The sequence below is a fragment of the Kitasatospora sp. NPDC114501 genome (assembly GCF_055633695.1).
In genome coordinates, this window is record NZ_JBVKDS010000003.1 from 560441 (window position 1) to 586417 (window position 25977).

Genomic DNA, 25977 nt, shown 5'->3' on the forward strand with positions numbered 1-25977 from the left:
CCCGGCTGCCCGAACGCCCGGACCGGCAGTGATCGTTTTCCGAGTGATTGCACACCACAGCACGGCGCGTTGAGTTCTGACTTTTATTCTGCTCACGACAGCAGGAAGCGCGGGGGAATGGACAACAATCAGCTTCGCTCGATGTTGGTAACACAACGGAAGATGGTCGGCTGGAGCCAGGAGCAATTAGCCGAGCACTCCACGGTCAGCGTCCGCACCATTCGTAATCTGGAAACCGGGGCCATCAAGAATCCGCGGCGCAGTTCCGTGGAACTCCTGGTGGGCGCACTGTTCTCCGCGGCGACCGGCCGGGACGACACCCTGCTCTCCCAAGCCGTCCGGTCGGGCGCCCCGGCCGGACTGCTGCCCGGCCGGCCGGGGCCCGGGGCGCCGACCCACATCTCCGAACTCCCGGACGACGCGCGGTGGCAGGGGCTCCGTCCCAAGACGGACATCACCGTCGGCCGCCAGGCCGACCTGCTGCACGTCGTGACCGCCCTGCGCCCGGGCCGCCCGCTGGTGCTCACCGGGCCGGCCGGGGTCGGCAAGACCCGCCTGGCACTGGACTCGGCCGCCCACCTGCTGGACCGCTTCCGGGACGGCGTCGTGGTCCTGGAGCTCGGCTCGGTCACCCCCGAGGGCGTCGACCCGGCAGCCGCCTCGGCCCAGACCCAGCGCGCGCTCGACGCCCTCTTCCGGGGCTTCGACCGCGACCCGCGGACCAACCCCGAGCTGCAGATGCTGCTGGTCGTCGACAACGCCGAGCACGTCATCGACACGGTGGCCCGGCTGGTCAGGGCGCTGTTGGCACGGCACCCGGCGCTCAACATCGTGATCACCTCGCTGCGTGCGCCCGCCGGGGTGCCCGCCGACCTGTGGGAGGTCTCACCGCTGTCGGTCGACCACCCGGACGGCCCGTACGGCTGCCCGCCCGCCGCCGAGCTGTTCTGCCGCCGGGTGCACTCGGTCGTCCCGACGCTGGACCTCGGCGACCAGATGCCGCAGGTGGTCGAGCTCTGCCGGCGCCTCGGCGGTCTGGCGCTCGCGATCGAGAACGCCGCCGTCCGGATGCGCTCGGTGCCCCTGCACGTCCTGATGGAGGAGTGCCGGGTGCTGCCGATCCTCGGCCAGGAGGAGGTCGGCGGGCTCTCCCACCACCGCTCGCTGCACCGCAGCCTCGCCTGGGCGTACGGGCTGCTCGACGAGCGGCAGCGCCGGGCGCTCAGACGGCTCTCCCGGTTCCCCGAGGAGTTCTCCATCGACGACGTCCGGCGCGAGCCGGTCGACGGCGGCCGGGAGGCCTCCCGCAACCTCGACGTCCTGGCCGAGCTGGTCGACCTCTCCGTCGTCCAGGTGAAGCGCGGCCACCACTACGCGTACCGGGTCCCCCGGATGATGCGCGAGTACGTCAACGCCATCCCGGCCTGAGGTCGGCCGGCTCGCACCGCCGGGCCCGGAGTCCCGCTCCGGGTCCGGCGGGGGTGGCGGGGTGGCGGGGTGCTTCTGCGCCGACGTCAGCCCTCCCTGCCCCTTCAGCACCGTAACCCCTCTTCCCGGTTACGCCTATCCTGGGTCGCATGACCGACGGAGCCGACCCAGCCACCCGGAACGCAGCCGACACCGCCGACCGGAGCACCCCGCCCGGGCTGGTCCTCACCACCCCCGCGGGCGGGAGCTTCCACTTCGACCCCGGCGCCCTCTGCCTCGAACTGCTCACCACCGGCGGCCCCGGCCCCTACGCCCGGTACGAGGTGCTGCACCGGCCCGCCGACCTCGCCGCCTGGCTCCCGCTGTCCCGGCTGCGGCTGCCCGCCGACGCCGTCCGGGTCTCCCCCGCCGAGCTCGCCGGCACCCGCACCCTGCGCGACGCGCTGTGGCGGCTCGCCGCCGCCCGCGCCCACGGCACCCCGGGCGAACCCGAGGACTACGCCGTCCTCAACCGGACCGCCGAGCACCCGCCGCTGGTCCCCCGGATCGCCCCGGACGGCACCGCGGCCGCCCCGCTGCCCGCCGACGGCGCGCAACTGGCCTCCACCCTCGCCCGGGACGCCATCGCCCTGCTCACCGGCCCGTACGCGGACCGGGTCCGGGAGTGCGGTGCCCACGACTGCCAGCTGATCTTCGTCGACACCTCGCGGCCCGGCCGGCGGCGCTGGTGCTCGATGGAGCGCTGCGGCAACCGCCACAAGGTCCGCTCCCTGCGCGCCCGCCGTGAGTCCGAAGAGGCCTCCCCGGCCGCCATCCTCACCGCCGCCCTCACCGCCTCCGTCCCCGCCGGCTCCGGACGTGCGCCGGCTGATCCGCCGTCTGAGAGCATGGGCTGATGCGACCGCTGTACTCCGTTCCCCTCGGCATCGCCGCCGCCGGCGCCGCCTGTCTCGCCTACTCCGCCGGGTACGAGGTCCGGGCCTTCCGCCTCCGCCGGATCGAGGTCCCCGTCCTCCCGCGCGGCGCCCGCCCGATCCGGGTCCTCCAGGTGTCCGACATCCACATGGTGAGCGGGCAGGGCAAGAAGCAGCGCTGGCTGAAGAGCCTGGCCGGCCTGCGCCCCGACCTGGTGGTCAACACCGGCGACAACCTCTCCGACCCGCTCGGCGTCCCGGCCACCCTCGACGCGCTCGGGCCGCTCATGGAGTTCCCGGGCGTCTACGTCTTCGGCTCCAACGACTACTACGGCCCGGCCCGCAAGAACCCGGCGCGCTACCTCCAGGCCATGCGCAGCGGCGCCCACGGCATGAACAACCCCGACGGCACCGCCCGCCGGGGCATCTCCGGCGCCGTCCACAACCCCTGGGAGAAGCTCCGCGACGGCTTCGACGGGGCCGGCTGGCTCGACCTCACCAACACCCGCGGCCGGCTCACCGTGAACGGGCTCGACCTGGAGTTCACCGGCCTCGACGACCCGCACATCCGCCGCGACCGCTACAGCGAGGTCACCGGCGGCCCCTCCGCCGACGCCGACCTCTCCCTCGCCGTCGTCCACGCGCCCTACCTGCGCGTCCTCGACGCCTTCACCGCCGACCGCTACCCGCTGATCCTGGCCGGCCACACCCACGGCGGCCAGCTCTGCATCCCCTTCTACGGCGCGCTGGTCACCAACTGCGACATCGACACCCGCCGGGTCAAGGGCCTCTCCACCCACACCGCCGGCGGCCACCGCTCCTACCTCCACGTCTCGGCCGGCTGCGGCACCAACCGCTACACCCCCGTCCGCTTCGCCTGCCCGCCCGAGGCCACCCTCCTCACCCTCACCCCGGCCCCCCGCTGACCCCACCGGACGCCCGCTCGAAACCGGATTTCGTGTCTCGGCGAGCGTCCGGTAGAGTTCTACTCGTCGCGAAGGAGACGGAGCGACAAACAGAAAGACCGGGGTGTGGCGCAGCTTGGTAGCGCGCTTCGTTCGGGACGAAGAGGCCGTGGGTTCAAATCCCGCCACCCCGACCCACTGCAGAGGCCCTGCCGGAGAAATCCGGCAGGGCCTCTGTCGTTGTGTCCGACCGGCCGGGTGACCGTGCCTCAGCCGGTCCGGCTTCACCCGGCGTTCCGTCGCTGCGGCCTGATGGCCCGGCGGGCGTCGGCCTTTTCGGCGTGCTCCTCGATCCGCTCTCGGCCCCGTGGGCCGTCCCGTCAGAGGACGGTGGTGAGTTCGGTGCGGGAGGTGATGTCGAGCTTGGGGTAGGCCTTGTAGAGGTGGTGGGCGACGGTCCTCGGGCTGAGGAAGAGCTGGGCGGCGATGTCGCGGTTGGTGAGGCCCTGGGCGGCGAGGCGGGCGATCTGGAGTTCCTGGGGGGTGAGGGGGGACTGCGGGGTGCCGGCGGGGGTGGCTGGGGTGGGGGCCGGGGTGCCGGTGGCGGAGAGTTCGGTGCGGGCGCGGGCGGCCCAGGGGTGGGCGCCGAGGCGGTCGAAGGTCTCCAGGGCGGCGCGCAGGTGGGGGCGGGCGTCGGTGCGGCGGCGGGTGCGGCGCAGCCACTCGCCGTAGAGGAGGGCGGTGCGGGCCTGTTCGAAGGGGCGGTGGGCCGTTTCGTGCCGGGAGAGGGCCTCGCGGTAGGTGGTCTCGGCGAGTTCGTCGGGGCCGAGCAGGGCCTGGCAGCGCAGGCGCAGGGCCTCGGCCCAGGGGCGGTCGGCGGCGGCCGCCCAGCGGGCGAAGCGCTCGTAGGGTTCGGCGGCGCGTTCGGGGGTGCCGAGGCGGACGGCGGCCTCGACCAGGTCGGGGACGGCCCGGGTGGCGCTGATGTGGTGCCGGTGCGGGCCGGTGGTGAGGGCGTGCAGCCGGTCGGCGGCGTCGCCGGCGCGGCCCTGGCCGAGGTCGAGCAGGGCGAGCGCCCACTGCGCCCAGGCCTGGCCGGCGGCGGGGGCCGCGGTCTGCGGGCCGGTGGTGGCGAGGGAGGCGGCGGCGAGTTCGGTGCAGCGGTCGGCGCGGCCGTCGAGGGCGGCCAGGCAGGCGAGCAGCGCGGTGAGTTGGCTGACCCACTGGTGCTGGCCGGTGTCCCGGGCGAGGCCGAGGCCCTCGGTGGCGGTGAGTTCGGCGTCGCGGTGGCGGCCGTGGAAGAGTTCGGCCTCGGCGAGGAAGAACTGCAGGGTGGGCATCACGCCGACGGTGCCCTTGGCGCGGGCCTCGGCGACCAGTTCGGCGGCGAGTTCGGCGGTCTCCTCGTCACGTCCGAGGACCAGGGTGGCGCCGCACAGCTGGACCAGGTCGACCGGGCTCTCGGCGCCGGCCCGGCGGGCGGCCTCGACGGCCTCCCGGACGGGCGCCAGCGGCCCGGCGGGCCGGCCGAACGCGGGCAGGACGGCCGCGGGCAGGTGGCGGGCAAGCGGGGCGAGGGGGTCGTCGTCGGCGAGCGGCAGGACGGCCAGGCGGTCCAGGACGGCGACCACCGGCTCCTCCCCCGCGTACCAGGCGGCGTGGAAGGCCTGGAGCAGCATCCGGGCGGCGTACATCGGGTCGATGTCGGTGCCGGCGGCGTCGAGCAGCAGCCGGTGGGCGGTCGGGTACGCGCCGCGCCAGAAGTGCGCGGTGGCCCGGACCTGGTCGAGCAGGGCGTGCGCCAGGACGTCGTCGGTACGGCCGGCGGCCTCGTCGGCGAGCACCTCGGCCCGGGCCAACTCGCCTTCCTCGGTGGCGGCTTCGGCGGCCAGGACGAGCCGGCGGGTGGCACCGTCGCGGTCCGGGGTGAGTCGGGCGGCGCGCTCGTACGCGGCGGCGCCGCCGTGGCCGCCGCGGCGCTCGGCGCGGACGGCGGTGCGTTCCAGCGCGTCGGCGAGTGCGGCGTCGGGACCGGTGGCGGCGAGGGCGAGGTGCCAGGTGCGGCGGTCGCCGTCCGGCAGCGCCCGTGCGACGGCCTGGTGGGCCGTCACCTTCTGGTGGTGCGGCGCCCGCTGGAGGATCGCGGAGCGCAGCAGGGGGTGCCGGAAGGCGATCCGGCGGTCGGCCGTGACCGTCACCAGTCCGGACTCCTCGGCGGGCGTGAGGTGTTCGGCGGTGACGCCGAGGGCGGCCGCGGCGGGCAGGACGACGTCCAGCGCGCCGCTCTCCTCGGTGGCGGCGGCCAGCAGCAGCGTCTGGGTGGCCGCGGGCAGGCCGGTGACCTGGCCGTGGAAGGCGATCAGCAGCCGGCTGGTGAGCGGCAGGCCGCCCGGCGCCGGTGTCTGCGGGCCGGTGGCGACCGGGAGTTCGGTGAGGGCGAGCGGGTTGCCGGCCGCCTCGGCGAGCAGCCGGTCGCGGACGGCGGCGGGCAGGCCGGGGCCGACCCGCAGGGTCAGCAGCCGGGTGGCGTCGGCCTCGGACAGGCCGGTCACCTCCCGTTCGGGCAGACCCAGCGGGCGCTCCGCCGGGCCGTCGCCGGTCCCGGACGCGCCGCCGGTGCGGGCGGCGAGGAGCAGGGCCACCCCCTCGGCCTGGATCCGCCGGGCGGCCAGCAGCAGCGCGTCCAGTGAGGCCCGGTCCAGCCACTGCACGTCGTCCATGACGCACAACAGCGGTCGGTCGGCGGCGAGTTCGGCAAGCAGTCCGAGGGTGGCGAGCCCGACCAGCAGCCGGTCGGCGCGACCGCCGCCGGGAAGGCCGTCACCGGCGGGGCCGTCCCCGGAGACGCCGCCGGGGACGCTGTCGTCGGAGAGGCCGAACGCCGCCTCCAGCGCCCGCCGTTGCGGTCCGGGAAGGGCGTCCAGCCGGTCCAGGCCGGGTGCCAGCAGCAGGCTCAGCCCGGCGTACGGCAGCTCCGCCTCGTACTCGACGCCGGCCGCCCGGATCACCCGGAACGACTCCCCCGCCCGCGCGACGGCGTCGTCCAGCAGCGCGGTCTTGCCGATGCCGGCCTCGCCCCGCAGCAGCAGCACCCCGCTGCGGCCGGCCCGCGCCCCGTCCAACAGGGCTTCCACGGCGGCCTGTTCGTCTTCCCTCCCGTACAGCATGGACCGACCCTACCCACCCAGGCCGCGCGCCGCCGACGACGGAGGCACCGGTACACCCCCGCGCGGGCTACGTACCCCCATGCCTATACGTGACGGATTCGCCGCCGGCCGCCCTTCCCTACCTTGGTGAGCACCGGGAACGACCCGGCCAACCACCCACCGGAACACGGGAGACAAACCATGACCGAGACCACCACCGCCGCCCTCCAGCAGCTCGCCGAGCGCTACCTCGCGGTGTGGAACGAGACCGACCCGGCGGCCCGCCGCAAGCTGATCGACGAGGTGTGGGCCGAGGACGGCCGCTACACCGACCCGCTGGCCGCCGTCGCCGGCCGGGACGCGATCGACGCGCTGATCGGCGCCGCCCAGGCCCAGTTCCCGGGGCTGGAGTTCACCCTCGGACCGGTCGACGCGCACCACGACATCGCCCGCTTCACCTGGAACCTCGGCCCGGCCGGCGCGGAGCCGGTGGTGATCGGCTTCGACGTGCTGACGGCCACCCCGGACGGCCGGATCGGCGCGGTGTACGGCTTCCTCGACCGCGTGCCGGGCGCCTGAGCCGCTGCCGCCACCGCCGCTTCCGCTGCCACCACGCTGCCGCCGCACCTCCGCACCTCCGCACCTCCGACGCCGCCACCGCCCCGGGGGGGGGCGGGCCGCGCCCCACCGCGCCCCGCCCCCCGCCACCGGCCCCACCGCCCCCCTTGAGGAGAGCCCGAGATGAGCACCGCCCTGAACACCCGGCGGCCCGCCCCGGCCGGGTCGGCCGCACCGGCCGCACCGGCGCCGGTCCCCAAGGGGCTGCTGCCGGTCGTCCTGACCGCCACCTTCATGACCGCCCTCGACATCTTCGTCGTCAACGTCGCCCTCCCCTCCCTCCAGAGCGACCTCGGCGCCGGCCCGGCCGCCGTCCAGTGGGTGATGGCCGGCTTCAGCCTGGCCCTCGCGGCCGGTCTGGTCACCGCCGGCCGCCTCGGCGACCGCTACGGCCGCCGCCGGGTGTTCGGGCTCGGCCTGGCCCTCTTCACCCTCGCCTCCGCCGCCTGCGGCCTCGCCCCGACCGCGGCCACGCTGGTCGGCGCCCGGGTGTCGCAGGGCCTGTCGGCGGCGCTGATGGGCCCGCAGGTGCTGGCGATCCTGCGGACCGCGTTCAGCGGCGCCGCACAGGCCCGGGCCTTCGCCCGGTACGGGCTGACCATGGGCGTCGGCGCGGTGTTCGGCCAGCTGATCGGCGGCCTGCTGATCCGCGCGGACCTCTTCGGCCTCGGCTGGCGCAGCTGCTTCCTGATCAACCTGCCGATCGGCCTGGCCGCCCTCCTGCTGGTCCGCCGCAGCCTGCCGGAGTCCCGTGCTCCCCAGCGGCCCGGCCTGGACCCGGTCGGCGTGCTGCTGGTCACCACCGCGCTGACCGGCCTGGTGCTGCCGCTGATCCAGGGCCCCCAGCTGGACTGGCCGCTGTGGACCGGGCTCTGCCTGGGCGCCTCCGTCGCCCTGCTGGCCGCCTTCGCCGTGCACCAGCACCGGGCCACCGGGTCGGCCGCCGCCACCCCGCTGGTCGACACCCGGCTCTTCCGCAGCCGCTCCTTCAGCGCCGGCCTGCTCGCCCAACTCGCCTTCTGGCTCGGCCAGGGCTCGTTCTTCCTGGTGCTCGCCCTGCACCTCCAGCTCGGCCGCGGCCTGGACGCCCTCGGCGCCGGACTGGTCTTCACCGCGATCGGCCTCGGCTACCTGATCACCTCCAACACCACCCACCGGGTCACCGCCCGCCTCGGCGACCGCCGCACCATCGCGTCCGGCGGGCTGCTGATGGCCCTCGGGCTCGGCCTGCTGGCCCTCGCCGGCTACCAGGCCGCGGACGGCGGCGTGTGGTGGCTGGCGCCCGGGCTGTTCGTGGACGGGCTCGGCATGGGCCTGGTGATCGCGCCGGTGACCTCGGTGGTCCTGGCGGGCGTCGAGCCGCGGCTGGCCGGCTCCGCGGCCGGGGTGGTGTCCACCGTGCAGCAGGTCGGCGGGGCGCTCGGGATCGCGCTGATCGGCCTGGTCTACTACGGCGCCGGCGACCCGACCGCCGCCTTCGGCCACAGCGTCCTCGCCCTGGCAGTGCTGGAGCTGGTACTGGTGGGCCTGGTCCGGTTCCTGCCGCCCGGAGCACCGCGCCGGGGCTGATCCCCGAGCTGGCCGGGCGTGGTCCCGAGCGGGCCCGTCGTGGTCCCCACGAAGTCACGGCGGGGTCCCGGCACTCAGGGCGGGTGGGCCGGAGCCCGCCCGCCCGTTCCCTTCCCTCGCCCCGATCGGGTTGGATGGTCGGATGAGCGAGGAGAAGAGCGCCGTACCGGCGTGGGAGCAGCGGTTCAGGGCGGCCCGGGTGTCACTGCCCGACTGGGCCGAGGACGCCCCCGACCGGGCGCTGTACGTGTCCAACGCGACCGGCACCTACGAGGTCTACGCCTGGGACCGCGCCACCGGCGCCCACCGCCAGGTCACCGACCGTCCGAACGGCACCACCGACGCCGAGCTGTCCCCCGACGGCGAGTGGATCTGGTGGTTCGACGACCACGACGGCGACGAGTTCGGCGTCTGGCGCCGCCAGCCGTTCGCGGGCGGCCCCGACGAGGAGGCCGTGCCCGGCCTCGCCGCCTCCTACTCGGCCGGCCTGGCCCTCGGCCGCGACGGCACCGTGGTCGTCGGCCGCTCCACCGACGAGGACGGCACCACCCTGCACCTGCGCCGCCCCGGCGACACCGAGCCGGTGGAGATCTACCGGCACGAGGAGTACGGCGGCATCGGCGACCTCAGCCACGACTCCACGCTGCTCGCCATCGACCACACCGAGCACGGCGACGCGATGCACTCCGCGATCCGCGTGGTGCGCCTCGACGGGACCGGCGGCGTCGAGACCGTCGCCGAGCTGGACGAGGCCACCGGCCGGGACGAGCCGCGCGGCGTCGCCTGCCTGGGCTTCGCTCCGGTCGAGGGCGACACCCGGCTGCTGGTCGCGCACCAGCGCACCGGCCGCTGGGAGCCGATGATCTGGGACGTCGCCACCGGCGCCGAGACCGCCCTCCCGCTGCGCGACGAGCAGGGCCGCGAGCTGCCCGGCGACGTCTCCGCGCAGTGGCGCCCCGGCGCCCGCGAGCTGCTGGTGGAGCACGAGTACGAGGCGCGCAGCGAGCTGTTCTCGTACCGGCTCGCCGACGGCCGGCTGACCCGCCTGGACACCCCGCGCGGCACCGTCGGCGGCGCCACCGCCCGTCCGGACGGCACCGTCGAGTACCTGTGGTCCTCCGCCGCCGAGCCCTCCGCCGTCCGCTCCACCGCCGGGACGGTCGTGCTGCGGGCACCCGGTTCGGTGCCGCCCGGTTCGGTGCCGGTCGAGGACGTCTGGGTGGACGGGCCCGGCGGGCGGGTGCACGCCCTGGTGCAGCGGCCGGCGACGCCCGCGCAGGGCCCGTACCCCACCGTGTTCGAGATCCACGGCGGCCCGACCTACCACGACAGCGACTCCTTCGCCGCCGGTCCGGCCGCGTGGCTGGACCACGGCTTCGCGGTGGTCCGGGTCAACTACCGCGGCTCGACCGGCTACGGCCAGGCCTGGACGGACGCGCTGCACGAGCGGGTCGGCCTGATCGAGCTGGAGGACATCGCGGCGGTCCGCGCCTGGGCGGTCGACAGCGGCCTCGCCGACCCGGCCCGGCTGGTGCTCTCCGGCGGCAGCTGGGGCGGCTACCTGACCCTGCTCGGCCTCGGCGTCCAGCCCGACAACTGGGCCCTGGGCGTCGCCGCCGTGCCGGTCGCGGACTACCACACCGCGTACGCCGACGAGATGGAGGCGCTCAAGTCGCTGGACCGCACGCTCTTCGGCGGCACCCCGGAGGAGGTCCCGGAGCGCTTCACCGCCTCCTCGCCGCTGACCTACGTCGAGCAGGTGCGGGTGCCGGTGTACATCAGCGCCGGGGTCAACGACCCGCGCTGCCCGATCCGGCAGATCGAGAACTACGTCGAGCGGCTGGAGCAGCTCGGCAAGCCGCACGAGGTGTACCGCTACGACGCCGGGCACGGATCGCTGGTGGTGGAGGAGCGGATCAGGCAGCTGCGGCTGGAGATCGACTTCGTCCGACGGCACCTGGGCGCGGCGTCGGACGAGGCCGGCGCGGACAGCACGGCCGGCGCGGACAGCCCGGCCGGCGCGGGCGGCGCCGGGGGTACCTCGTGAGACGCCTGCTGATACTCGCGGGGGCGACGGTGGCCGGGGCCCTGGTGCTCACCGGCTGCTCGGGATCGCAGCAGAACAACGCCTCCTGCCCGCCGCCCGCCGGGCCGCCGGCGCCGAGCTCCTCGGCCGTCGTGCCGACGCCGGCCGCGACCGCGACCGCCGCTGCCACCGCCACCGCCACCGCCACCGCCACCGCCACCAAGGCGAGCGCACCGGGCGGCGGGGTCGCGGGGGCGACCGTCCTGCGGGCGGCGTACGCGTCGGTCGACGGGGACGAGCCGGTGCAGCTCGCCAAGGGGGGCGGCGGCGGCAAGAGCGGCTCGTCCGGTTCGAAGGGCTCGGGGTCGAAGGGGTCCAAGACCGGCCGCACCGTGCACCACCACACCGACAACTACAACTCGAGCAACGGCAGCGGGAACGGCCGCAACTGCGTCGGCGGTCCGACGCCGGCGCCCACCGGCACCTGGACGCCGTCCCACGCACCCACCGGGACACCGGCGGTGCCCCTGCCGACCGCGCCGCCGGCCGCGACGTCCGTGCCGACCGCACCGCCGAAGCCGGCGGTTCCCGTGCCGGTGGCCCCGTCGGCCAAGCGCTGAGGCCCGGGGCCGCTCGGCAGCGTCAGTCCAGGACCGGGTCCAGCCCGAGGGCCCGGTCCTGCTCCGCCTCCGCCTCGCGGCGCACCAGGCGGTACCACATGAAGACCACGAACCCGCCGAAGACGAACCACTCCAGGGTGTAGCCCAGGTTCTGGAACGCGCGCAGGGTGAGCCCGTCCCCGCCCTGCGGCTGCACGGTCGGTACGGGGGCCAGTCCGGCGGGCGCGTCGTCGGCGGCCACCCAGCCGTCGTACCAGCCGTCGTACTCCAGCACGTTCAGCAGCGACGCCCGGTTGATCATGCCGAGCTGCCCGGCGGGCAGACCGCCCGCCACCGCGCCGTTGCTGCCCACGGACTCGTTGGCCTGTAGGCGCCCGGTCACCGTCACCTGACCGCCCGGCGGCGGCCCGGCGACGGCCGGGTCCCCGGCCGCCCAGCCGCGCACCACGGCGACGGCGTGGCCGTCGGCGGTGCGCAGCGGGGTGAGCAGGTAGTAGCCCTGCTTGCCGTCCACCACCCGGTTGGGGACGAGCAGTTGGTGCTCGGTGTCGTAGCTGCCGGTCACCGTGACGGTCTTGCCGACGGTCTCCGTGCTGACCTGCGGGGTCGCCTGGTTGAGCAGCGCGTCGATCGGCCGGGCGTCACCCGAAGCGGTGACCGCCTGTTTGGCCTCCTGGTGCGTGGACACCCGGTCCTCGAACCGGCCGAGCTGCCAGGAGCCCAACCACAGGCACACCGCCACGGCCGCCACGGCCACAGCGGTGCCGCCGAGCCAGCGCGGAGTCAGGAGGAACCGGTACACACCCCCACGGTAACCACTCCTCACACCCGCCCGGCCCCCCGGGCCCCCGGAGACGGCGGCCGACGACCCGCCTCGGCCTACCGCTGGGGTCGCGCGTCGCCGCCCGCGGTCACCCGGCCGTCGACGAGCCCGACGGCTGCGGCGCCGGGCCGCCCAGGCCCTGGACGCCGCCGCGGTAGACGGTGCCGCCGCACGACACCGGCAGGGTCGCGGTGGCGGCCGCCGGGCTGCCGGGGGCCGGGGTGTGGGCGATGGTCACGGCGGCGGGCGCGGTGGTCGGGTTGCCGCTCGGGGTGGCAGTCGGGCTGGGGGCCGTGGTGGGGCCGGCCGACGGGGACGAGGAGGCCGGCGGGTTGGCGCTGGGCGCGTCGGTGGGCGCGGAGGCCGGGGCGCCGGACTGGACGGCGGGGACGTCCGACCGCAGGGCCACCTGGTTGACGCCGTTCGACGGGGTGGTCAGCGTGCCGGAACCGGTACAGGTCTGGTCGGGGATCCAGGCGAACGGCACCTGGTACCCGGCCCGCGGCGCGAGCACCGGCGGCTCCCCGTCCATCGCGGGCAGGCCGTCCGCCGGGTCGCCCGGGGTGTGGTCGGCGGTGCGGACGCGGCCGCGGTCCCCGCCGCTGACGGCGGTGACCGCCACCGAGCCCGGCCCGCCGAGCCGGCAGCTGTGGGCGGAGACGTTGTAGACGGTGAACGAGCCGTGGATCCGCCCGGCGCCGTCGGCCGGGCCGACCTGCGCGGCGCCCTCGCCGAGGTCCGCGCGGGTGCAGAGCAGGACGAGGCCGCCGTCGCCGGCGCCGGAGGTCCCGGTGGGCGCGGCACCGACGTCGGTGTGGGTCAGCCCGCCGCCGGGGGTGTGCGGGGCCGAGGCCGTACCGGGTGGCGAGGTGACGCCGCCGGTGCCGCTCGGGTCGGCGTGCGAGGCCGTACCGGTGCCGCCGACGGTACCGGCGGTGCCGCTGGGGGAGGCGGCGGCCGGGCTCCTGGTGTCCGCCGAGCCGGGGCCGCCGGAGAGCCCGAGGTGCTCCTCCTCGTGCAGGACGGGCAGGCCGATCGCGACGACGAAGGCGAGCGCGGCCGCTCCGGTCCAGGCGCCGCGCCGGGCGGCCCGGCGGCGGGGTACGGCCCGCCGGATCCGCGGCAGCCCGCCGGCCGCGGGCTGGATGCCGGAGACGGCGCCGTGCAACAGCTCGCGCAGTGCCCGTTCCTCGGTGGACAGGTCCAGGAGCTCCGGGACCTCGCCGGCGGGGCCGCCCGCACCATGCTCCCCGGGCCCGGGCGCACCGGGCACCTTCGCACTCGGAAGCCCGTCCTCCGGTCGCCGTCGGCCGCCGTCCGCCTCAGCCATGTCCGGCCTCCATCTGGACCCGGAGGGCGGCGAGTCCGCGCGAGCCGTAGGCCTTCACCGAGCCGAGTGAGATGCCCAGGGTCTCGGCGACCTGCGCCTCCGTCATGTCCACGAAGTAACGCAGCACCAGAACCTCCCGCTGACGGCGTTGCAGACCACGCAGCGCGGCCTTCAACTGGTCGCGCTCCAGGGCATCGTAGGCACCTTCTTCTGCACTGGCCATGTCAGGCATGGGCTTCGGCAGCAGGCGCAGCCCGAGGATGCGGCGGCGCAGCGTGGAGCGGGACAGGTTGACGACCGTCTGCCGCAGGTACGCCAGGGTCTTCTCGGGCTCGCGCACCCGGCGCCGGGCGGCGTGCACCCGGATGAACGCCTCCTGGACGACGTCCTCGCAGGTCGAGAGGTCGTCGAGGAGCAGCGCCGCGAGCCGCAGCAGCGAGCGGTAGTGAGCCTGGTAGGTCTCGGTGAGCAGGTCCTCGCTGGTACCCGCGTCGGTACCGGCGCCGGAGTCCGCCGCACCGGGTGCGGCCGCCGTCATCTGGTCTTCTTCCGGCCTACTCGCAGGCCACGGGGCGCGCGACGGGAAGGACACCGCGGATCTCGCCGGGATGCCCGCCCTTGCCCCCACCATCACGTTCGCCACGCACGTTGGACACTCGATCCCCTGTCATGGTTGCCCGGCCCCGGGCCCATTCTTCCGCATCGGCGGAAGAGGCCTCCAGGGGATTCCCACGGGATTCCGGACAGATTGTGTCGAGGAGCGGACACAGGTATGGACACAGCTGTGGACACAAGCGGGCACATCGGGACGTGCGGGGCCCCGGAACGCTAGTCCTCCGGCTCCGCCGGCCGACCCGCCGTCAGCTCCGCCGCCACCAGTTCGGCCAGCTGCACCAGGTTGAGCGCCGCCCCCTTGCGCAGGTTGTCCCCGCACAGGAAGAGGTCCAGCGCCTCCGGCTCGTCCAGCGCCCGCCGGACCCGCCCGACCCAGACCGGATCCGTCCCGACCACGTCGTTCGGCGTCGGGAACTCGCCCGCCGCCGGGTCGTCGTAGAGGACCACGCCCGGCGCGTCCCGCAGGATGTCCTGCGCGTGCTCCTGGGTGACCTCGCGTTCGAACCGCGCGTGGACGGCCAGCGCGTGGGTGCGGACCACCGGGATGTGGACGCAGGTCGCCGAGACCTTGAGGGCGGGCAGGCCGAGGACCTTGCGGGACTCGTCGCGGATGCCCATCTCCTCGGCGGACCAGCCGCCCTCGCGCAGCCCGCCGGTCCAGGGCACCGCGTTGAGCGCGAGCGGGGCGGCGAACGGCCCCTGATCGGCGATCAGGGCGCGCAGGTCGCCGGTCTGCCGGCCGACCTCGGTGCCCGCCACCAGCGCGGACTGGGCCCGCAGCGCCGCCTCGCCGGCCCGGCCCTCGCCGTCGGCGGCCTGGTAGGAGGCGACCACGAGCTGCGCCAGCCCGTACTCGGCGTGCAGCGCGCCCACCGCGGCGATCATCGCGAGGGTGGTGCCGGCCGGACTGGCGACGATGCCGCGCGGGCGGATCCGCAGGGCGGCAGCGTTGACCTCCGGGACGACCAGCGGCACGTCCTCGGTCGTGCGGAAGGCGGCCGAGTCGTCGATCACCACGACGCCCTTGGCCGCCGCGATCGGCGCCCACCGGGCGGAGACCGGGTCCGGCACGGCGAACACCGCGACGTCGATCCCGGCGAAGGCCTCCTCGGTCAGCGGGACGACCTCGACGGTCTCCCCGCGCACCACCGCCTTGCGGCCGGCCGGGCGCGGGGACGCGACGAGGCGGATCCCGCCCCAGACGTCCTGGCGGAGCGAGAGCAGTCCGAGCAGCACCTCGCCGACCGCGCCGGTGGCGCCGACGACGGCGAGGTTCGGACGCCGGGTCATCGCCCGGTGTCCCGGCCCGGTGCCCGGGTCATCGCCCGGTGCCCCCGTTCCGCGCCCGGGTCATCGCCCGGTGCCGCCGTAGACGACGGCCTCGTCGCTCTCGCTGTCCAGGCCGAAGGCGCTGTGCACGGCGCGGACGGCCTCCGGCACGTCCTCGGCGCGGGTGACCACCGAGATCCGGATCTCCGAGGTGGAGATCAGCTCGATGTTGACGCCCGCTGCGGACAGCGCCTCGAAGAAGGTCGCCGTGACGCCCGGGTTGGAGCGCATGCCGGCGCCGACCAGCGAGATCTTGCCGATCGCGTCGTCGTAGCGCAGCGACTCGAAGCCGATGCCCTCCTTGACCCGGCCCAGCGCGTCGATGGCCTTCTGGCCCTCGGTCTTGGGGAGGGTGAAGGAGATGTCGGTCAGGCCGGTCGACGCGGCGGAGACGTTCTGCACCACCATGTCGATGTTGACCTCGGCGTCGGCGATGGCGCGGAAGATGCGCGCCGCCTCGCCCGGCTTGTCGGGCACACCGACGACGGTGACCTTGGCCTCGGAGGTGTCGTGGGCGACTCCGGAGATGATGGCCTGCTCCATCTCGCCCCCTTCGGGCTGGTTCGGGTTGTCGTTGCTGACGATCGTCCCGGGAAGACCCGAGAAGGACGAGCGTACGTGAATCGGGATGTTGTAGCGACGGGCGTACTCGACACACCGGTCGAGCAGCACCTTGGACCCCGACGAGGCCAGCTCCAGCATGTCCTCGTAGGCGATCCAGTCGATCTTGCGGGCCTTCTTCACCACGCGCGGGTCGGCGGTGAACACGCCGTCCACGTCGGTGTAGATCTCGCAGACCTCGGCCTTGAGCGCGGCGGCGAGCGCCACCGCGGTGGTGTCCGAGCCGCCCCGGCCCAGCGTGGTGATGTCCTTGCTGGTCTGGGAGACGCCCTGGAAGCCGGCCACGATCGCGATGTTGCCCTCGTCCAGGGCGGTGCGGATGCGACCGGGCGTCACGTCGATGATGCGCGCCTTGTTGTGGACGGAGTCGGTGATGACGCCGGCCTGGCTGCCCGTGAAGGACTGCGCCTCGTGCCCCAGCGATTTGATCGCCATGGCCAGCAGCGCCATGGAGATGCGCTCTCCAGCGGTCAGCAGCATGTCGAACTCACGGCCGGCAGGCAGCGGTGACACCTGCTCCGCGAGTTCGATGAGCTCGTCCGTCGTGTCGCCCATCGCGGACACCACGACGACGACCTCATGGCCGGCCTTCTTGGCGTCAACGATTCGGCGGGCCACGCGCTTGATGCCTTCGGCATCCGCAACGGATGAGCCGCCGTACTTCTGCACGACAAGGCCCACGTGCGCTCCTCGACTCGAAGTCTCTTCCGGGGGCTGCGGGCCCCCGTACCCCCCTGGGGAGAGGGGGGTGCGGTCGTCGTCAGTCTACCGAGCAGGGGTGCTCCGACCGGCTCTTTCCATATGGTGAGACGGTAGTTTCAGCACGTGAACGGCGGTGCGGGGCCCTCCGCCGTCAGGTCTGCGGGGGATCCGGGACGGCTCCGAAGAATCGGCGGAGCGGGGGACGGTGATCCGACCGGATTTCTCTTCCGACCGGGCCGCTGAGGCATTCGTCACAATCCGTGGACGCCGTCGCGGAATACCGCCCGCCGGCTGCCTGCTCGAGCCGCGCGCGGCCGTGTCGCGGCCGGCCGGGCCACGCGCCCGGTGCTCCCGACGCGCCCGACGGAACTACCGCTACCGCCCGAGGCCCAGCTCGGCCGCCATCAGGTCGCCCGCCTGCTGCTCCAGCTGCTCGTCGGTGAGGCCGTCGTCGTCGGTGTCCGCACCGTCCGGCACGGCGCCGATCGGGCTGTCCAGCCGGACGTGGGCGATCAGCGACTGCAGGGCCCGCAGCACCGCCGTACAGGTCGTGCCCCAGTTGGAGAGGTACGAGAACTGCCACCACCACAGCGCCTCGCTGACCCGGCCCTCGCGGTAGTGGGTCAGCCCGTGCTGGAGCTCGCTGACCACGCCGGCCAGGTCGTCCGAGATCCGGAAGGCGTTGGGCTTCTCCGGCGGGCCGTACGGGTCGAAGACCTCGTGGTAGACGTCGATCGGCGCGAGCAGCTCGGCGAGGCGCTCGCGCAGCTGCTCGCCGTCCGGCTCGGGACCGGCGTCCGGCTCGAACCGGTCCTCCGGGACGACGTCCTCGATCGCGCCCAGCCGGCCGCCGGTCAGCAGCAGCTGCGAGACCTCCAGGAGCAGCAGCGAGACCGCGCTGCCGGGCTCGTCGCCCTTGGCGACCTCGGTGACGGCGAGCACGAAGCTCTCCACCGAGTCGGCGATCTGCACGGCGAAGTCGTCCGGCTCCGAACCGTGGCCGTGGGTGTGCGAGGCGTGTGCCCCCGGGACCCCGTGGGACTGCTGGTGGGGGGTGTGGGGCTGCTGGTTGATCGTCCGGTCAGACATCGAGCAGTCGTCTCCCTTCGAAGGCGCGGCCGAGGGTGACCTCGTCCGCGTACTCCAGATCCCCGCCGACGGGCAGGCCGCTCGCCAGACGGGTCACCTTCAGGCCCATCGGCTTGCAGAGCCGGGCCAGGTAGGTGGCGGTCGCCTCCCCCTCCAGGTTGGGGTCGGTGGCCAGGATCAGCTCGGTGACCGTGCCGTCCGCGAGGCGCGCCAGCAGCTCGCGGATCCGCAGGTCGTCCGGGCCGACGCCCTCGATGGGGCTGATCGCGCCGCCCAGCACGTGGTAGCGGCCGCGGAACTCACGGGTGCGCTCGATGGCGACGACGTCCTTGGACTCCTCCACCACGCAGATGACGGCGAGGTCGCGGCGCGGGTCCAGGCAGACCCGGCACTGCTCGGCCTCCGCCACGTTGCCGCAGACCGCGCAGAAGCGGACCTTGTCCTTGACCTCCAGCAGGGCGTGCGCCAGCCGGCGCACGTCGGTCGGGTCGGCCTGCAACACGTGGAAGGCGATCCGCTGGGCGCTCTTGGGCCCGACGCCGGGCAGCCTGCCCAGTTCGTCGATCAGGTCCTGAACCACGCCCTCGTACAACGTCGCGCCTTCCTTCGGATGGTCGGTGGTGTTCCGGTGCCATCATCCAACGAATCGGGCGTCGGACACAGCGCCCGACGCCCGACTCCCACATAAATCACATGGGTCTGTCGTCTGAACTTCAGACCTTCTGCGCGGGGAAGCCCGACATCAGAACGGCAGCCCGGGGATGCCGCCGCCCAGGCCCTGGGTCAGCGGGCCCATCCGCTCGGCCTGCATCTTCTGCGCGGTCTGGTTGGCGTCCCGGACGGCCGCCAGGATCAGGTCGGCCAGGGTCTCGGTGTCCTCCGGGTCCACGGCCGCCGGGGCGATGGTCAGCGCCACCAGCTCACCGGCACCGGTCACCGTCGCCTCGACCAGGCCGCCGCCCGCCGTCCCGTTCACCTTCGTGTCGGCCAGCTCCTGCTGGGCCTTCGCGAACTCCTGCTGCATCTTCTGCGCCTGCTTCATCAGCTGCTGCATGTTGGGCTGGCCACCACCGGGGAACACGGCTGTCTCCTTGCTGTCACGGCTGTCGAGCGTGCTTCGTTCGTCACCGCCGAGCCTACGTGCTGCCCGCCGCTCCGGGCCCCGGATCGGGGCCCGGTTCAGGGGCGCCTCAGGGCCCGTCGTTCCGGGGGACCGGGGCGCGGGTCAGGAGCCCTGGGGTCAGGAGCCCTGGTGGTGGATCTCCTCCAGCACCGTCGCCCCCAGCTCGCGGATGATCAGCTCCTGGCCGGAGAACACGTCCTCCTTGAGGTCCGGGTCGTCCTCCTCCGGGATGTCGTCCTCCGGCGCCACCGACCGCACCGGACCGACCGGCGCCGCCACGGGCGGCGGGGCCTGCACCGGCGCGGGCCGCACCGGCGGGGCCTGGACGGGCGCGGGCGCGGCCTGGACCGGCGGCGCCTGCACCGGGGCCGGAGCGGAGGCGGGCATCGGCGGCGCGGCGGCCGCCGGACGCGCCGGGGCTCCCCAGCCCCCGCCGCCCTGGGCACCGCCCGGAGCGCCACCACCCGGGCCGGCGGTGCCGCCGGACGGGTCGACGATGCACTCGATCCGCCAGTCCACACCCAGCGCGTCGGCCAGTGCGGCGCGCAGCACGTCGTCGCTGTTGCTGCCGACGAAGCTGTCCCGGGCGCCGGCGTTGATGAAGGACACCTGGAGCACGCTGCCGTCGAACCCGGCCACCTGGCCGTTCTGGCTGAGCAGGATCCAGGTGAAGCGGCGGCGGTTCTTCACCGCCTCCAGGATCTGCGGCCACAGCTGCCGCACCTGCGCGGCGCCCTGCTGCGCGGACGCCGACGGCTGCCCGCCGGGAGCCGCGGGGGCGGGGGTGGGCGCGGGGGTCGGAGCCGGGACCGGGGCCGGGGCCGCCTGCGGCTGCGCCGCGGGGGGCGCCGCGGGAGCCGCGGCGGGGGCACCACCGGCGGGCGGGAAGCTGCGCGGGATCGGCCAGGCGCCCGGCGCCGGCCCGGCGGGCGCGGTGGCGGGCGGCGGGGCCTGCACGGGCTGGGCGGCCTGCACGGGCTGCGCGGTCGCCACGGGAGCGGGCTGGACCGGCGCTTCGGCCACCGCGGCCGGGCCCGGGGCCACCGCAGCCGGGGCGACGGCCGTCGGGGCCGCCGTCGGCAGGCCCCCGGGGGCCGCCATCGGCGCGGCGAACCCGCCCGCGGCCGCCCGCCGCTCCAGCTTGTCCAGCCGCGCCTGCAACGACAGCTCGTCGCTGTACGCGCCCGGCAGCATCACCCGGGCGCAGATCAGCTCCAGCTGAAGCCGGGGCGCCGCGTTGCCGCGCATCTCGGTCAGCCCGGTGTTGACGATGTCGGCGGCCCGGCTCAGCTCGGCCGCGCCGAACGCGTCCGCCTGCGCCTGCATCACCGCGACCCGGTCGGCCGGGGCGTCGATCAGCCCCTTCTCCCCCGCGTCCGGCACGGTGGCCAGGATCACCAGGTCGCGCAGCCGTTCCAGCAGGTCCGTGACGAAGCGGCGCGGGTCGTGCCCGCCCTCGACCACCCGGTCGACGGCCTGGAACACCGTCGCCCCGTCGTGCGCGGCGAAGGCGTCCACCACCTCGTCCAGCAGCGCGGAGTCGGTGTACCCGAGCAGCGCGGTGGCCATCTGGTACGTGACGCCGCCCTCACCTGCGCCGGCCAGCAGCTGGTCCATGACCGACATCGAGTCACGCACCGACCCGGCGCCCGCCCGCACCACCAGCGGGAACACGGAGTCCTCGACCTGGATCCCCTCCCGGCCGCACACCTCCGCCAGGTAGTCGCGCAGCGTGCCGGGCGGGACCAGCCGGAACGGGTAGTGGTGCGTCCGGGACCGGATCGTCCCGATCACCTTCTCCGGCTCGGTGGTCGCGAAGATGAACTTGAGGTGCTCCGGCGGCTCCTCCACCACCTTGAGCAGCGCGTTGAAGCCGGCCGAGGTCACCATGTGCGCCTCGTCCAGGATGAAGATCTTGTACCGGCTGTGCACCGGCGCGAAGAACGCCCGCTCGCGCAGCTCGCGCGCGTCGTCCACACCACCGTGCGAGGCGGCGTCGATCTCGATCACGTCGATCGACCCGGGCCCCCCGGTCGCGAGGTCGCGGCAGGACTGGCACTCCCCGCAGGGCGTCGGCGTCGGCCCCTGTTCACAGTTGAGGCAACGGGCCAGGATGCGCGCGCTCGTCGTCTTGCCACAGCCGCGCGGCCCGCTGAACAGGTACGCGTGGTTGACCCTGTTGTTGCGCAGGGCCTGCTGGAGCGGAGCGGTCACATGCTCCTGCCCGATGACCTCCGCGAAGGTCTCGGGGCGGTAGCGGCGGTACAGGGCTAGGGACACACCCCCGACGATATCGGGACGGACCGACAAACGCGTCGCCCCTCACTCCCACCCGGGCCCCGGGAACGCGAAGACCCCTCGTGCACCCGCCAGAGCCCTCCTACCCTTGCTGCCTTCCGGCCCTGGGGGGGTTCAGAGAGATGACGCCACACGAGGGGCTGACCCCCACACTACCGGATCCCCGGCCCGACGATCCACAGGCACCCCCGCCCTCCCGCCTGCGGGATCGGTGGTCGCGAGCACCCCGAAACATGTACTAAGCTCTCCCACGGAGGATTCGCCTAGAGGCCTAGGGCGCACGCTTGGAAAGCGTGTTGGGGGCAACCCCTCACGAGTTCGAATCTCGTATCCTCCGCCTTCGCCCGCCAGGGCAAACGAAAGGCCCCGACCGGTTTCCGGTCGGGGCCTTCGTCGTATCCGCCCGGACAACCGCCGCCGTCGACGTGGGACACGTCGCGGTGACGACGAAGGGGCGGGGCCACCACCCGAAGCGCTCCGACGGAGGCGGCGGCTCAGGCGGGCTTGCACGCCAGGAGGCTGGTGACACGGTCCGCCACGAGGACGCCGAGAATGTAGCCGTCCTCGTCGACGACGGGCCAGATGGCCAGGTGCTTGACCCGCATGGCGATCGCGGCCAGGGCCAGGCCCATGGTCGGCCAGGCGAACGGGCCGCGCTGGTGCGCGGTGGCGCTGATCGCGGTCCGTCCGGGGTACCGGGAGCGGTTAAGGAACGGGTGGAGTCCGGTGCGGGTGACCAACCCCTCGCACCGGCCGTCGTGGTCGAGGACCAGCAGGTAGTCGAGGTGGGCGCCGCGGAGGACGCCGTCGGCCTGGTCGACGGTGCTGTCGTCGGCTATCCGGTGGTCGCAGGGGTCCATGGCGTCGGCGACCGTGAGGCCGTGGCCGGGCCGTACCGACTGCGGGGAGTGGGTGGTCACGGCGCTCACCGTTCCCGTCTCCGGTTCGCCCTCCGGGGGCTGCCGGGTTCCTTCACCCAAGACGAAGCCGGAACGGGTACCGGAATGCGTGATGCCCTGGATGTCCACGACCCTACTCCGCTGGCGAGCGGACCGGGCGGACCCGGCGCACCGCTGCGGAGTAGCCTGGGAGACAACCGAGGACACTCCGTACACCGGCATCAGCGTCGACGTCGCCCTGGGTCATGACGGGTCCCTCGCGGACCGGACGGGCGGCTTCGCATGATGCCGATCCTTCTCCCCGACTCTTCCGCTTCCAGGCCGTGGACGGTGCCCGGCGCCCCGCTGCTGCCCCGTCTGGAACTCGAGCCGACGATGTCTCGGGAGGGCGTCTTCGACGGTGCCTGGTGGCCCCGCTCGAACCACGTCCTCGCCGAACTGCCGGACCTGGTCACCGCGCTCGGCGCCCACTTCGGACGCATCGTCCGGGTCGGCCTCGACACCTCCGCCTGGGACGACGTGCCCAGGTCCATCACGGCGAGCGGCGTGACGACGAGGATCAACTGGTTCACCGGCAGCGACGCGACGATCAGCGTCACCCGCGGCTTCCAGGACCACTTCCTCCTCCTGGTGGTACCGCCCGGCACCGCCCCGTCGACGGCCGCCTCGGCCATGGCCGGCGCCTCGGCGACCGGAAACCACACCCCGGCCGCGGAACTCCTGCTCGGCTGAGCGGCCCGGACACCACCGAAGGCACCTCGCAGGTCGGCACCGGACACCGGCCTCGTCTCCGGCGAACGGCGATCCCGGACCTGGCACTGGTCAGGTCCGGAGACAGGTCCTTGATCATGACCGAGACCGACGGCGCGACGCTTGCCGCTCCCGAACCCGCCCTGCGGTTCTCCCTGGCACCGGACGGCCCGCGAGCCGGACGGCTGGACGGGGCCTGGTGGCCCCGATCGCACGACCTTCCCTTCGAACTCCCCGTCCTGGCCGCCGAACTGGACAAGCGGTGGGGCCGGGTCGCCGGAATCACCGTGAACCCCGCCCAGTGGTCGACCGTCCCCCGACGGATCTCGATCGCGGGCCGCACCGTCCACGTGGCCCACACCGTCCACGCGGACGGGTCCACCGCCGTGCAGGACCAGCACACGATCTCGGTCCGCTCACACCTTCCCCGTCGGCTGACCCTGCTGGTCGTCCCGCCGCGGACGGGAGCCGTGGCGGCCGCCCGACTGATGGCCGAGGCCGCCGATCCCGCGAACACCAGGACCGCGAGCGAGCTGCTCGCCGAGGAGCCGTCCGCGAGGGTGTCGGAACCGCGGGGAATCGTCTGGCCGGTACGCGACCCATCGGTCTCGGCGTGGGGCTCCGCCCGGTGGGGCGGGCCGTCGTCTTCGCCCGGGCGTTCCGGCACGGGCCCCGGGCCGACCGCCGGATGACGCCGACCACCGGTGACGCCACCTCCCGGTCGTTCGCTCATTCGCTCCCGGCGGACCGCCGTCGGTACCTTCGGTACTCAGTACCGTCAGTACTCGGCGCCGCGTCGCAGGTAGCTGCCCGCGACCTGGAGCCACGCCCCGGGGCCGAAGCAGACCTCGATCCGGTACGGCGTGTCCTCGAAGACGCGCAGGACGCGCAGCGCACCGCTCGGGTGCAGGTCGTACTCGAAGGTGACGCCGTCCGCACCGTCCTCGTACTGCATGTCCAACGGCCCCTTCGACGGCTCCGCCGGCGCCCGGGCCTCGGCCGAGAGTTTCACGTAGACGGACATCTCTCCGTCCCGCCCTTCCTGTCTGCCCGAGGAACCCGGCTTGCGGGGCCGTCCCTCAGGACGCTTCGGCCGACGGCTCGGGACCGATGCCGGTGGCGACGAGGATCTGCCCTGCCGAGTCGGTTCCGCCGGCCTCGACCGCGCGTGCCATCGCGGCCAGGGCCGCCTCCCGGCTCGCCTGTGGTGGTACGACGAGCAGGCTGAAGTGATCGCGGTCACCCCGCGTGACGATCACCGTGTCGTCACCGACCGGATACCGGTCGATGTGCACCGACCGGCCGTCGACGACCAGCCGGGCCGGCACGTCGTCCCAGGCATCCGTGTCCAGGCCGACGCTCACCACGGGGCCGATGCGTTCGGCCAACGCCCTGACCAGACCGGGAAGTTCGGCGCCGACATCGCGTGAACGCGGCCACCACGCACCGTCGAGCACACCCTCGCGCGACTGTGTGGTCTCCAGGCGCAGCAGCACCGTCCCCGGCTTCGCGGCCTGCCGGAACCGGTCCGGCAGGAGTCCCGGGAGCGCGGCGCCGGGTTCGTCCGACATGGCTCGCCACCTGTTCCGTGGACGCGGACCGACCGCACGGAGCGAGGGCCGACCATCGGGGAACGGCCGCCGGACCGCCCCGATATCCCCACGGTACTCCGCCCGCACCTCGCCGACCCGGCCGGTCACGAGAGCCTGCGCGGGGTACCGGCCCTCTCAGCACCACTCGATCAGGAACAGGGTGGCGTCGTCGCACGTGCGACCGCCCCGCTTCTCCTTCAGGACGTGGGAGAGCGCGCGCACCACGGCTCGCACCGCGCCCTGCGAACGCTCGACGCGGTTGACCCAGTCGATGAGCTGTTCCTCCCCGAAGTGCTCCCCGCCGGCTTCGCGCTACTCGACCAGGCCGTCGGTGAAGCACAGGGCCGGTCACCGTGCCGCAGCGCCCGTTCGCTGATCACCGGCTGCTCGCCGCCGAACCCGACCGGCAGGGTGGTGGCGCTCTCCAGCCGCTCGACGACGACGTAGTCGCGGATCAGCAGCGGCTGGGGATGACCGGCGTTGACCCACTGCAGGTGGCCGGTAACAGTGTTCAGGCGCATCATCTGCGCGGTGACGAAGTGGTCCGGCCCGAACTGCTCGGCGACGGCCCGGTCCATGAACGCGTATATCTCGGCCAGTCCGATGTCGGTGCGCCGGGCGTGCCGGTACGCACCGATGGCCACGGTCGCCATGGTCGCGGCGTCCGCCCGTGGCCCATCGCGTCGATCGTGGCCACGTACAACACCTCGTCGTTGAGCGCGTAGTCGAAGCTGTCCCCGGCCACGTGGTAGGCGGGTTCGAGGTTGCCCGCCACCGCGACCCGGGGGACGGTCATCGACAGCGGTAGTAGCAGCGACCACTGGATCTCCGCGGCGACGCTCATCGACTGGAGACGCCTGGCCTGGAAGATCCGGTCGGTGTAGCCGGCCTTGGTCACCAGCAGGTCCGCGACCAAGCAGGCGAACCGGCGAAGGAGCCGCCGGGCGTCGTCATCGACACCATCCAGCGTGAGGGCCAGCACCCCACCTCGTCGCCACCGTCCAGCAGCGGCAGGTACACCCGCAACCCCGTCGGCCAGCGGTTCCTCGACGGGTACACGACGCAGGAAGGCCGCGCCCGCAGGCGAGCCGTCGATCGGCACCGGCTCACCGGCAGCCAGTCCCCGGCCGGGCAGCGGCACCAGATGACCGTAGTCCTGCAGCAGGGCGGCCGGGGCACGGCCACCGGCCCTCGTCACCGCTTCGGCGACCAACGGATCGATGCGCCACGGCTGCAGCTCATGGGCCTGATCGAGCAGCGCGCCCAGCAGGTGCTCGCCGAATCCCTCCACCCAGTCCAGGCGCCGCTCGCCGTCCCTGCCCACCATCGGATCCTTCCTGTTCCCGTACGGGTCGGCACGGGCGCGATCAACCCCGGCGCTCCGGTGCCGTTCACCGGGCCGGTCCTTCCATTCCGCCCGAGGGCGATGCATTCCGCCCCCGGGCGCGCCTCTCCCCACGGGACGACCCCAGCCGAGAAATCGGCCCTGCAGACTGTGGGCACGACCCCGATGCGCTGCGGAGACCGCCGATCCTGGTCTCAGTTCTGGTCTCGTTCACCGCCGTACGGCCCCGTTCAAC

Annotated in this window: 22 protein-coding genes, 2 tRNA genes, 1 other RNA gene and 1 pseudogene; 11 read left to right on the forward strand and 15 right to left on the reverse strand. The window is 74.2% G+C overall.

The window, feature by feature from the left end; translation table 11 throughout:
- The first annotated feature begins 141 nt into the window (after window positions 1-141).
- From ACZ7RU_RS09015 to ACZ7RU_RS09030, 4 genes are all read left to right on the forward strand, one after another.
- Window positions 142-1428, forward strand: coding sequence for a helix-turn-helix domain-containing protein (locus ACZ7RU_RS09015; protein ID WP_470340191.1), 1287 nt, complete (start codon window positions 142-144; stop codon window positions 1426-1428).
- Window positions 1429-1577: 149 nt separating this feature from the next.
- Window positions 1578-2324, forward strand: coding sequence for a CGNR zinc finger domain-containing protein (locus ACZ7RU_RS09020; protein WP_470340192.1), 747 nt, complete (start codon window positions 1578-1580; stop codon window positions 2322-2324).
- Window positions 2324-3268, forward strand: coding sequence for a metallophosphoesterase (locus ACZ7RU_RS09025; protein WP_470340193.1), 945 nt, complete (start codon window positions 2324-2326; stop codon window positions 3266-3268). The genes ACZ7RU_RS09020 and ACZ7RU_RS09025 overlap by 1 nt, the downstream gene beginning before the upstream one ends.
- A gap of 99 nt (window positions 3269-3367) precedes the next feature.
- A tRNA-Pro gene (locus ACZ7RU_RS09030) sits at window positions 3368-3441 on the forward strand.
- A 186-nt stretch (window positions 3442-3627) separates the two neighbouring features.
- On the opposite strand, the gene ACZ7RU_RS09035 is transcribed toward ACZ7RU_RS09030, so the two are convergent.
- Window positions 3628-6414 (reverse strand): ATP-binding protein, encoded by a 2787-nt coding sequence (locus ACZ7RU_RS09035; protein ID WP_470340194.1) that lies wholly within the window; start codon window positions 6412-6414, stop codon window positions 3628-3630.
- Window positions 6415-6594: 180 nt separating this feature from the next.
- On the opposite strand from ACZ7RU_RS09035, the gene ACZ7RU_RS09040 reads away from it, so the two are divergent.
- The 4 genes from ACZ7RU_RS09040 to ACZ7RU_RS09055 all read left to right on the forward strand — a co-directional run bounded on the left by ACZ7RU_RS09040 (window position 6595) and on the right by ACZ7RU_RS09055 (window position 11226).
- Window positions 6595-6972: a nuclear transport factor 2 family protein gene (locus ACZ7RU_RS09040; RefSeq protein ID WP_470340195.1), complete on the forward strand. Its 378-nt coding sequence runs from the start codon at window positions 6595-6597 to the stop codon at window positions 6970-6972.
- A gap of 162 nt (window positions 6973-7134) precedes the next feature.
- Window positions 7135-8580, forward strand: a complete 1446-nt coding sequence (locus ACZ7RU_RS09045) for an MFS transporter (protein WP_470340196.1) — start codon at window positions 7135-7137, stop codon at window positions 8578-8580.
- A 142-nt stretch (window positions 8581-8722) separates the two neighbouring features.
- On the forward strand, window positions 8723-10627 hold the full coding sequence (locus tag ACZ7RU_RS09050; RefSeq protein WP_470340197.1) for a S9 family peptidase: 1905 nt from the start codon (window positions 8723-8725) through the stop codon (window positions 10625-10627).
- A complete protein-coding gene (locus ACZ7RU_RS09055; protein WP_470340198.1) occupies window positions 10624-11226 on the forward strand; it encodes a hypothetical protein in 603 nt (200 codons plus the stop codon). The genes ACZ7RU_RS09050 and ACZ7RU_RS09055 overlap by 4 nt, the downstream gene beginning before the upstream one ends.
- A gap of 22 nt (window positions 11227-11248) precedes the next feature.
- Here the strand turns inward: ACZ7RU_RS09055 and ACZ7RU_RS09060 are convergent, their stop codons facing one another.
- From ACZ7RU_RS09060 to ffs, 10 genes are all read right to left on the reverse strand, one after another.
- Complete coding sequence (locus tag ACZ7RU_RS09060) at window positions 11249-12028, reverse strand: SURF1 family protein (RefSeq protein WP_470340199.1); 780 nt, start codon at window positions 12026-12028, stop codon at window positions 11249-11251.
- A 109-nt stretch (window positions 12029-12137) separates the two neighbouring features.
- Window positions 12138-13379, reverse strand: coding sequence for a hypothetical protein (locus ACZ7RU_RS09065; protein ID WP_470340200.1), 1242 nt, complete (start codon window positions 13377-13379; stop codon window positions 12138-12140).
- Window positions 13372-13917, reverse strand: a complete 546-nt coding sequence (locus ACZ7RU_RS09070) for a SigE family RNA polymerase sigma factor (protein ID WP_350517356.1) — start codon at window positions 13915-13917, stop codon at window positions 13372-13374. The genes ACZ7RU_RS09065 and ACZ7RU_RS09070 overlap by 8 nt, the downstream gene beginning before the upstream one ends.
- Before the next feature lie 290 nt (window positions 13918-14207).
- Window positions 14208-15284: an aspartate-semialdehyde dehydrogenase gene (locus ACZ7RU_RS09075; protein WP_470340201.1), complete on the reverse strand. Its 1077-nt coding sequence runs from the start codon at window positions 15282-15284 to the stop codon at window positions 14208-14210.
- Between the two features lie 60 nt (window positions 15285-15344).
- The gene (locus ACZ7RU_RS09080) at window positions 15345-16625 is read right to left on the reverse strand and encodes an aspartate kinase (RefSeq protein ID WP_401105805.1); all 1281 of its coding nucleotides are present in this window, start codon (window positions 16623-16625) and stop codon (window positions 15345-15347) included.
- 396 nt (window positions 16626-17021) lie between these two features.
- Window positions 17022-17735, reverse strand: a complete 714-nt coding sequence (locus ACZ7RU_RS09085) for a DUF5063 domain-containing protein (protein WP_470340202.1) — start codon at window positions 17733-17735, stop codon at window positions 17022-17024.
- Window positions 17728-18327 carry a recombination mediator RecR gene (recR, locus tag ACZ7RU_RS09090; protein ID WP_148644037.1) on the reverse strand — a complete coding sequence of 200 codons (600 nt, stop codon included), beginning with the start codon at window positions 18325-18327 and terminating at the stop codon, window positions 17728-17730. The genes ACZ7RU_RS09085 and recR overlap by 8 nt, the downstream gene beginning before the upstream one ends.
- 150 nt (window positions 18328-18477) lie before the next feature.
- Window positions 18478-18816 (reverse strand): YbaB/EbfC family nucleoid-associated protein, encoded by a 339-nt coding sequence (locus ACZ7RU_RS09095; protein ID WP_387753174.1) that lies wholly within the window; start codon window positions 18814-18816, stop codon window positions 18478-18480.
- 159 nt (window positions 18817-18975) lie between these two features.
- A complete protein-coding gene (locus ACZ7RU_RS09100) occupies window positions 18976-21138 on the reverse strand; it encodes a DNA polymerase III subunit gamma and tau (protein ID WP_470340203.1) in 2163 nt (720 codons plus the stop codon).
- A 66-nt stretch (window positions 21139-21204) separates the two neighbouring features.
- Window positions 21205-21301: signal recognition particle sRNA small type (gene ffs, locus ACZ7RU_RS09105), an RNA gene on the reverse strand.
- A gap of 107 nt (window positions 21302-21408) precedes the next feature.
- Here ffs and ACZ7RU_RS09110 point away from each other — a divergent pair.
- A tRNA-Ser gene (locus ACZ7RU_RS09110) sits at window positions 21409-21493 on the forward strand.
- Window positions 21494-21650: 157 nt separating this feature from the next.
- Here ACZ7RU_RS09110 and ACZ7RU_RS09115 read toward each other — a convergent pair.
- The gene (locus tag ACZ7RU_RS09115) at window positions 21651-22076 is read right to left on the reverse strand and encodes a CBS domain-containing protein (RefSeq protein WP_470340204.1); all 426 of its coding nucleotides are present in this window, start codon (window positions 22074-22076) and stop codon (window positions 21651-21653) included.
- 264 nt (window positions 22077-22340) lie between these two features.
- Here ACZ7RU_RS09115 and ACZ7RU_RS09120 point away from each other — a divergent pair, with 264 nt between their 5' ends.
- Window positions 22341-22787 (forward strand): DUF5994 family protein, encoded by a 447-nt coding sequence (locus ACZ7RU_RS09120; RefSeq protein WP_470340236.1) that lies wholly within the window; start codon window positions 22341-22343, stop codon window positions 22785-22787.
- A gap of 116 nt (window positions 22788-22903) precedes the next feature.
- Window positions 22904-23497 carry a DUF5994 family protein gene (locus ACZ7RU_RS09125; protein ID WP_470340205.1) on the forward strand — a complete coding sequence of 198 codons (594 nt, stop codon included), beginning with the start codon at window positions 22904-22906 and terminating at the stop codon, window positions 23495-23497.
- Between the two features lie 86 nt (window positions 23498-23583).
- Here the strand turns inward: ACZ7RU_RS09125 and ACZ7RU_RS09130 are convergent, their stop codons facing one another.
- The 3 genes and pseudogenes from ACZ7RU_RS09130 to ACZ7RU_RS09140 all read right to left on the reverse strand — a co-directional run bounded on the left by ACZ7RU_RS09130 (window position 23584) and on the right by ACZ7RU_RS09140 (window position 25724).
- A complete protein-coding gene (locus tag ACZ7RU_RS09130; protein ID WP_470340206.1) occupies window positions 23584-23829 on the reverse strand; it encodes a hypothetical protein in 246 nt (81 codons plus the stop codon).
- A 55-nt stretch (window positions 23830-23884) separates the two neighbouring features.
- The gene (locus tag ACZ7RU_RS09135) at window positions 23885-24376 is read right to left on the reverse strand and encodes a DUF5994 family protein (protein ID WP_470340207.1); all 492 of its coding nucleotides are present in this window, start codon (window positions 24374-24376) and stop codon (window positions 23885-23887) included.
- A 156-nt stretch (window positions 24377-24532) separates the two neighbouring features.
- Window positions 24533-25724, reverse strand: a pseudogene (locus ACZ7RU_RS09140) (PP2C family protein-serine/threonine phosphatase).
- Window positions 25725-25977 lie beyond the last annotated feature (253 nt).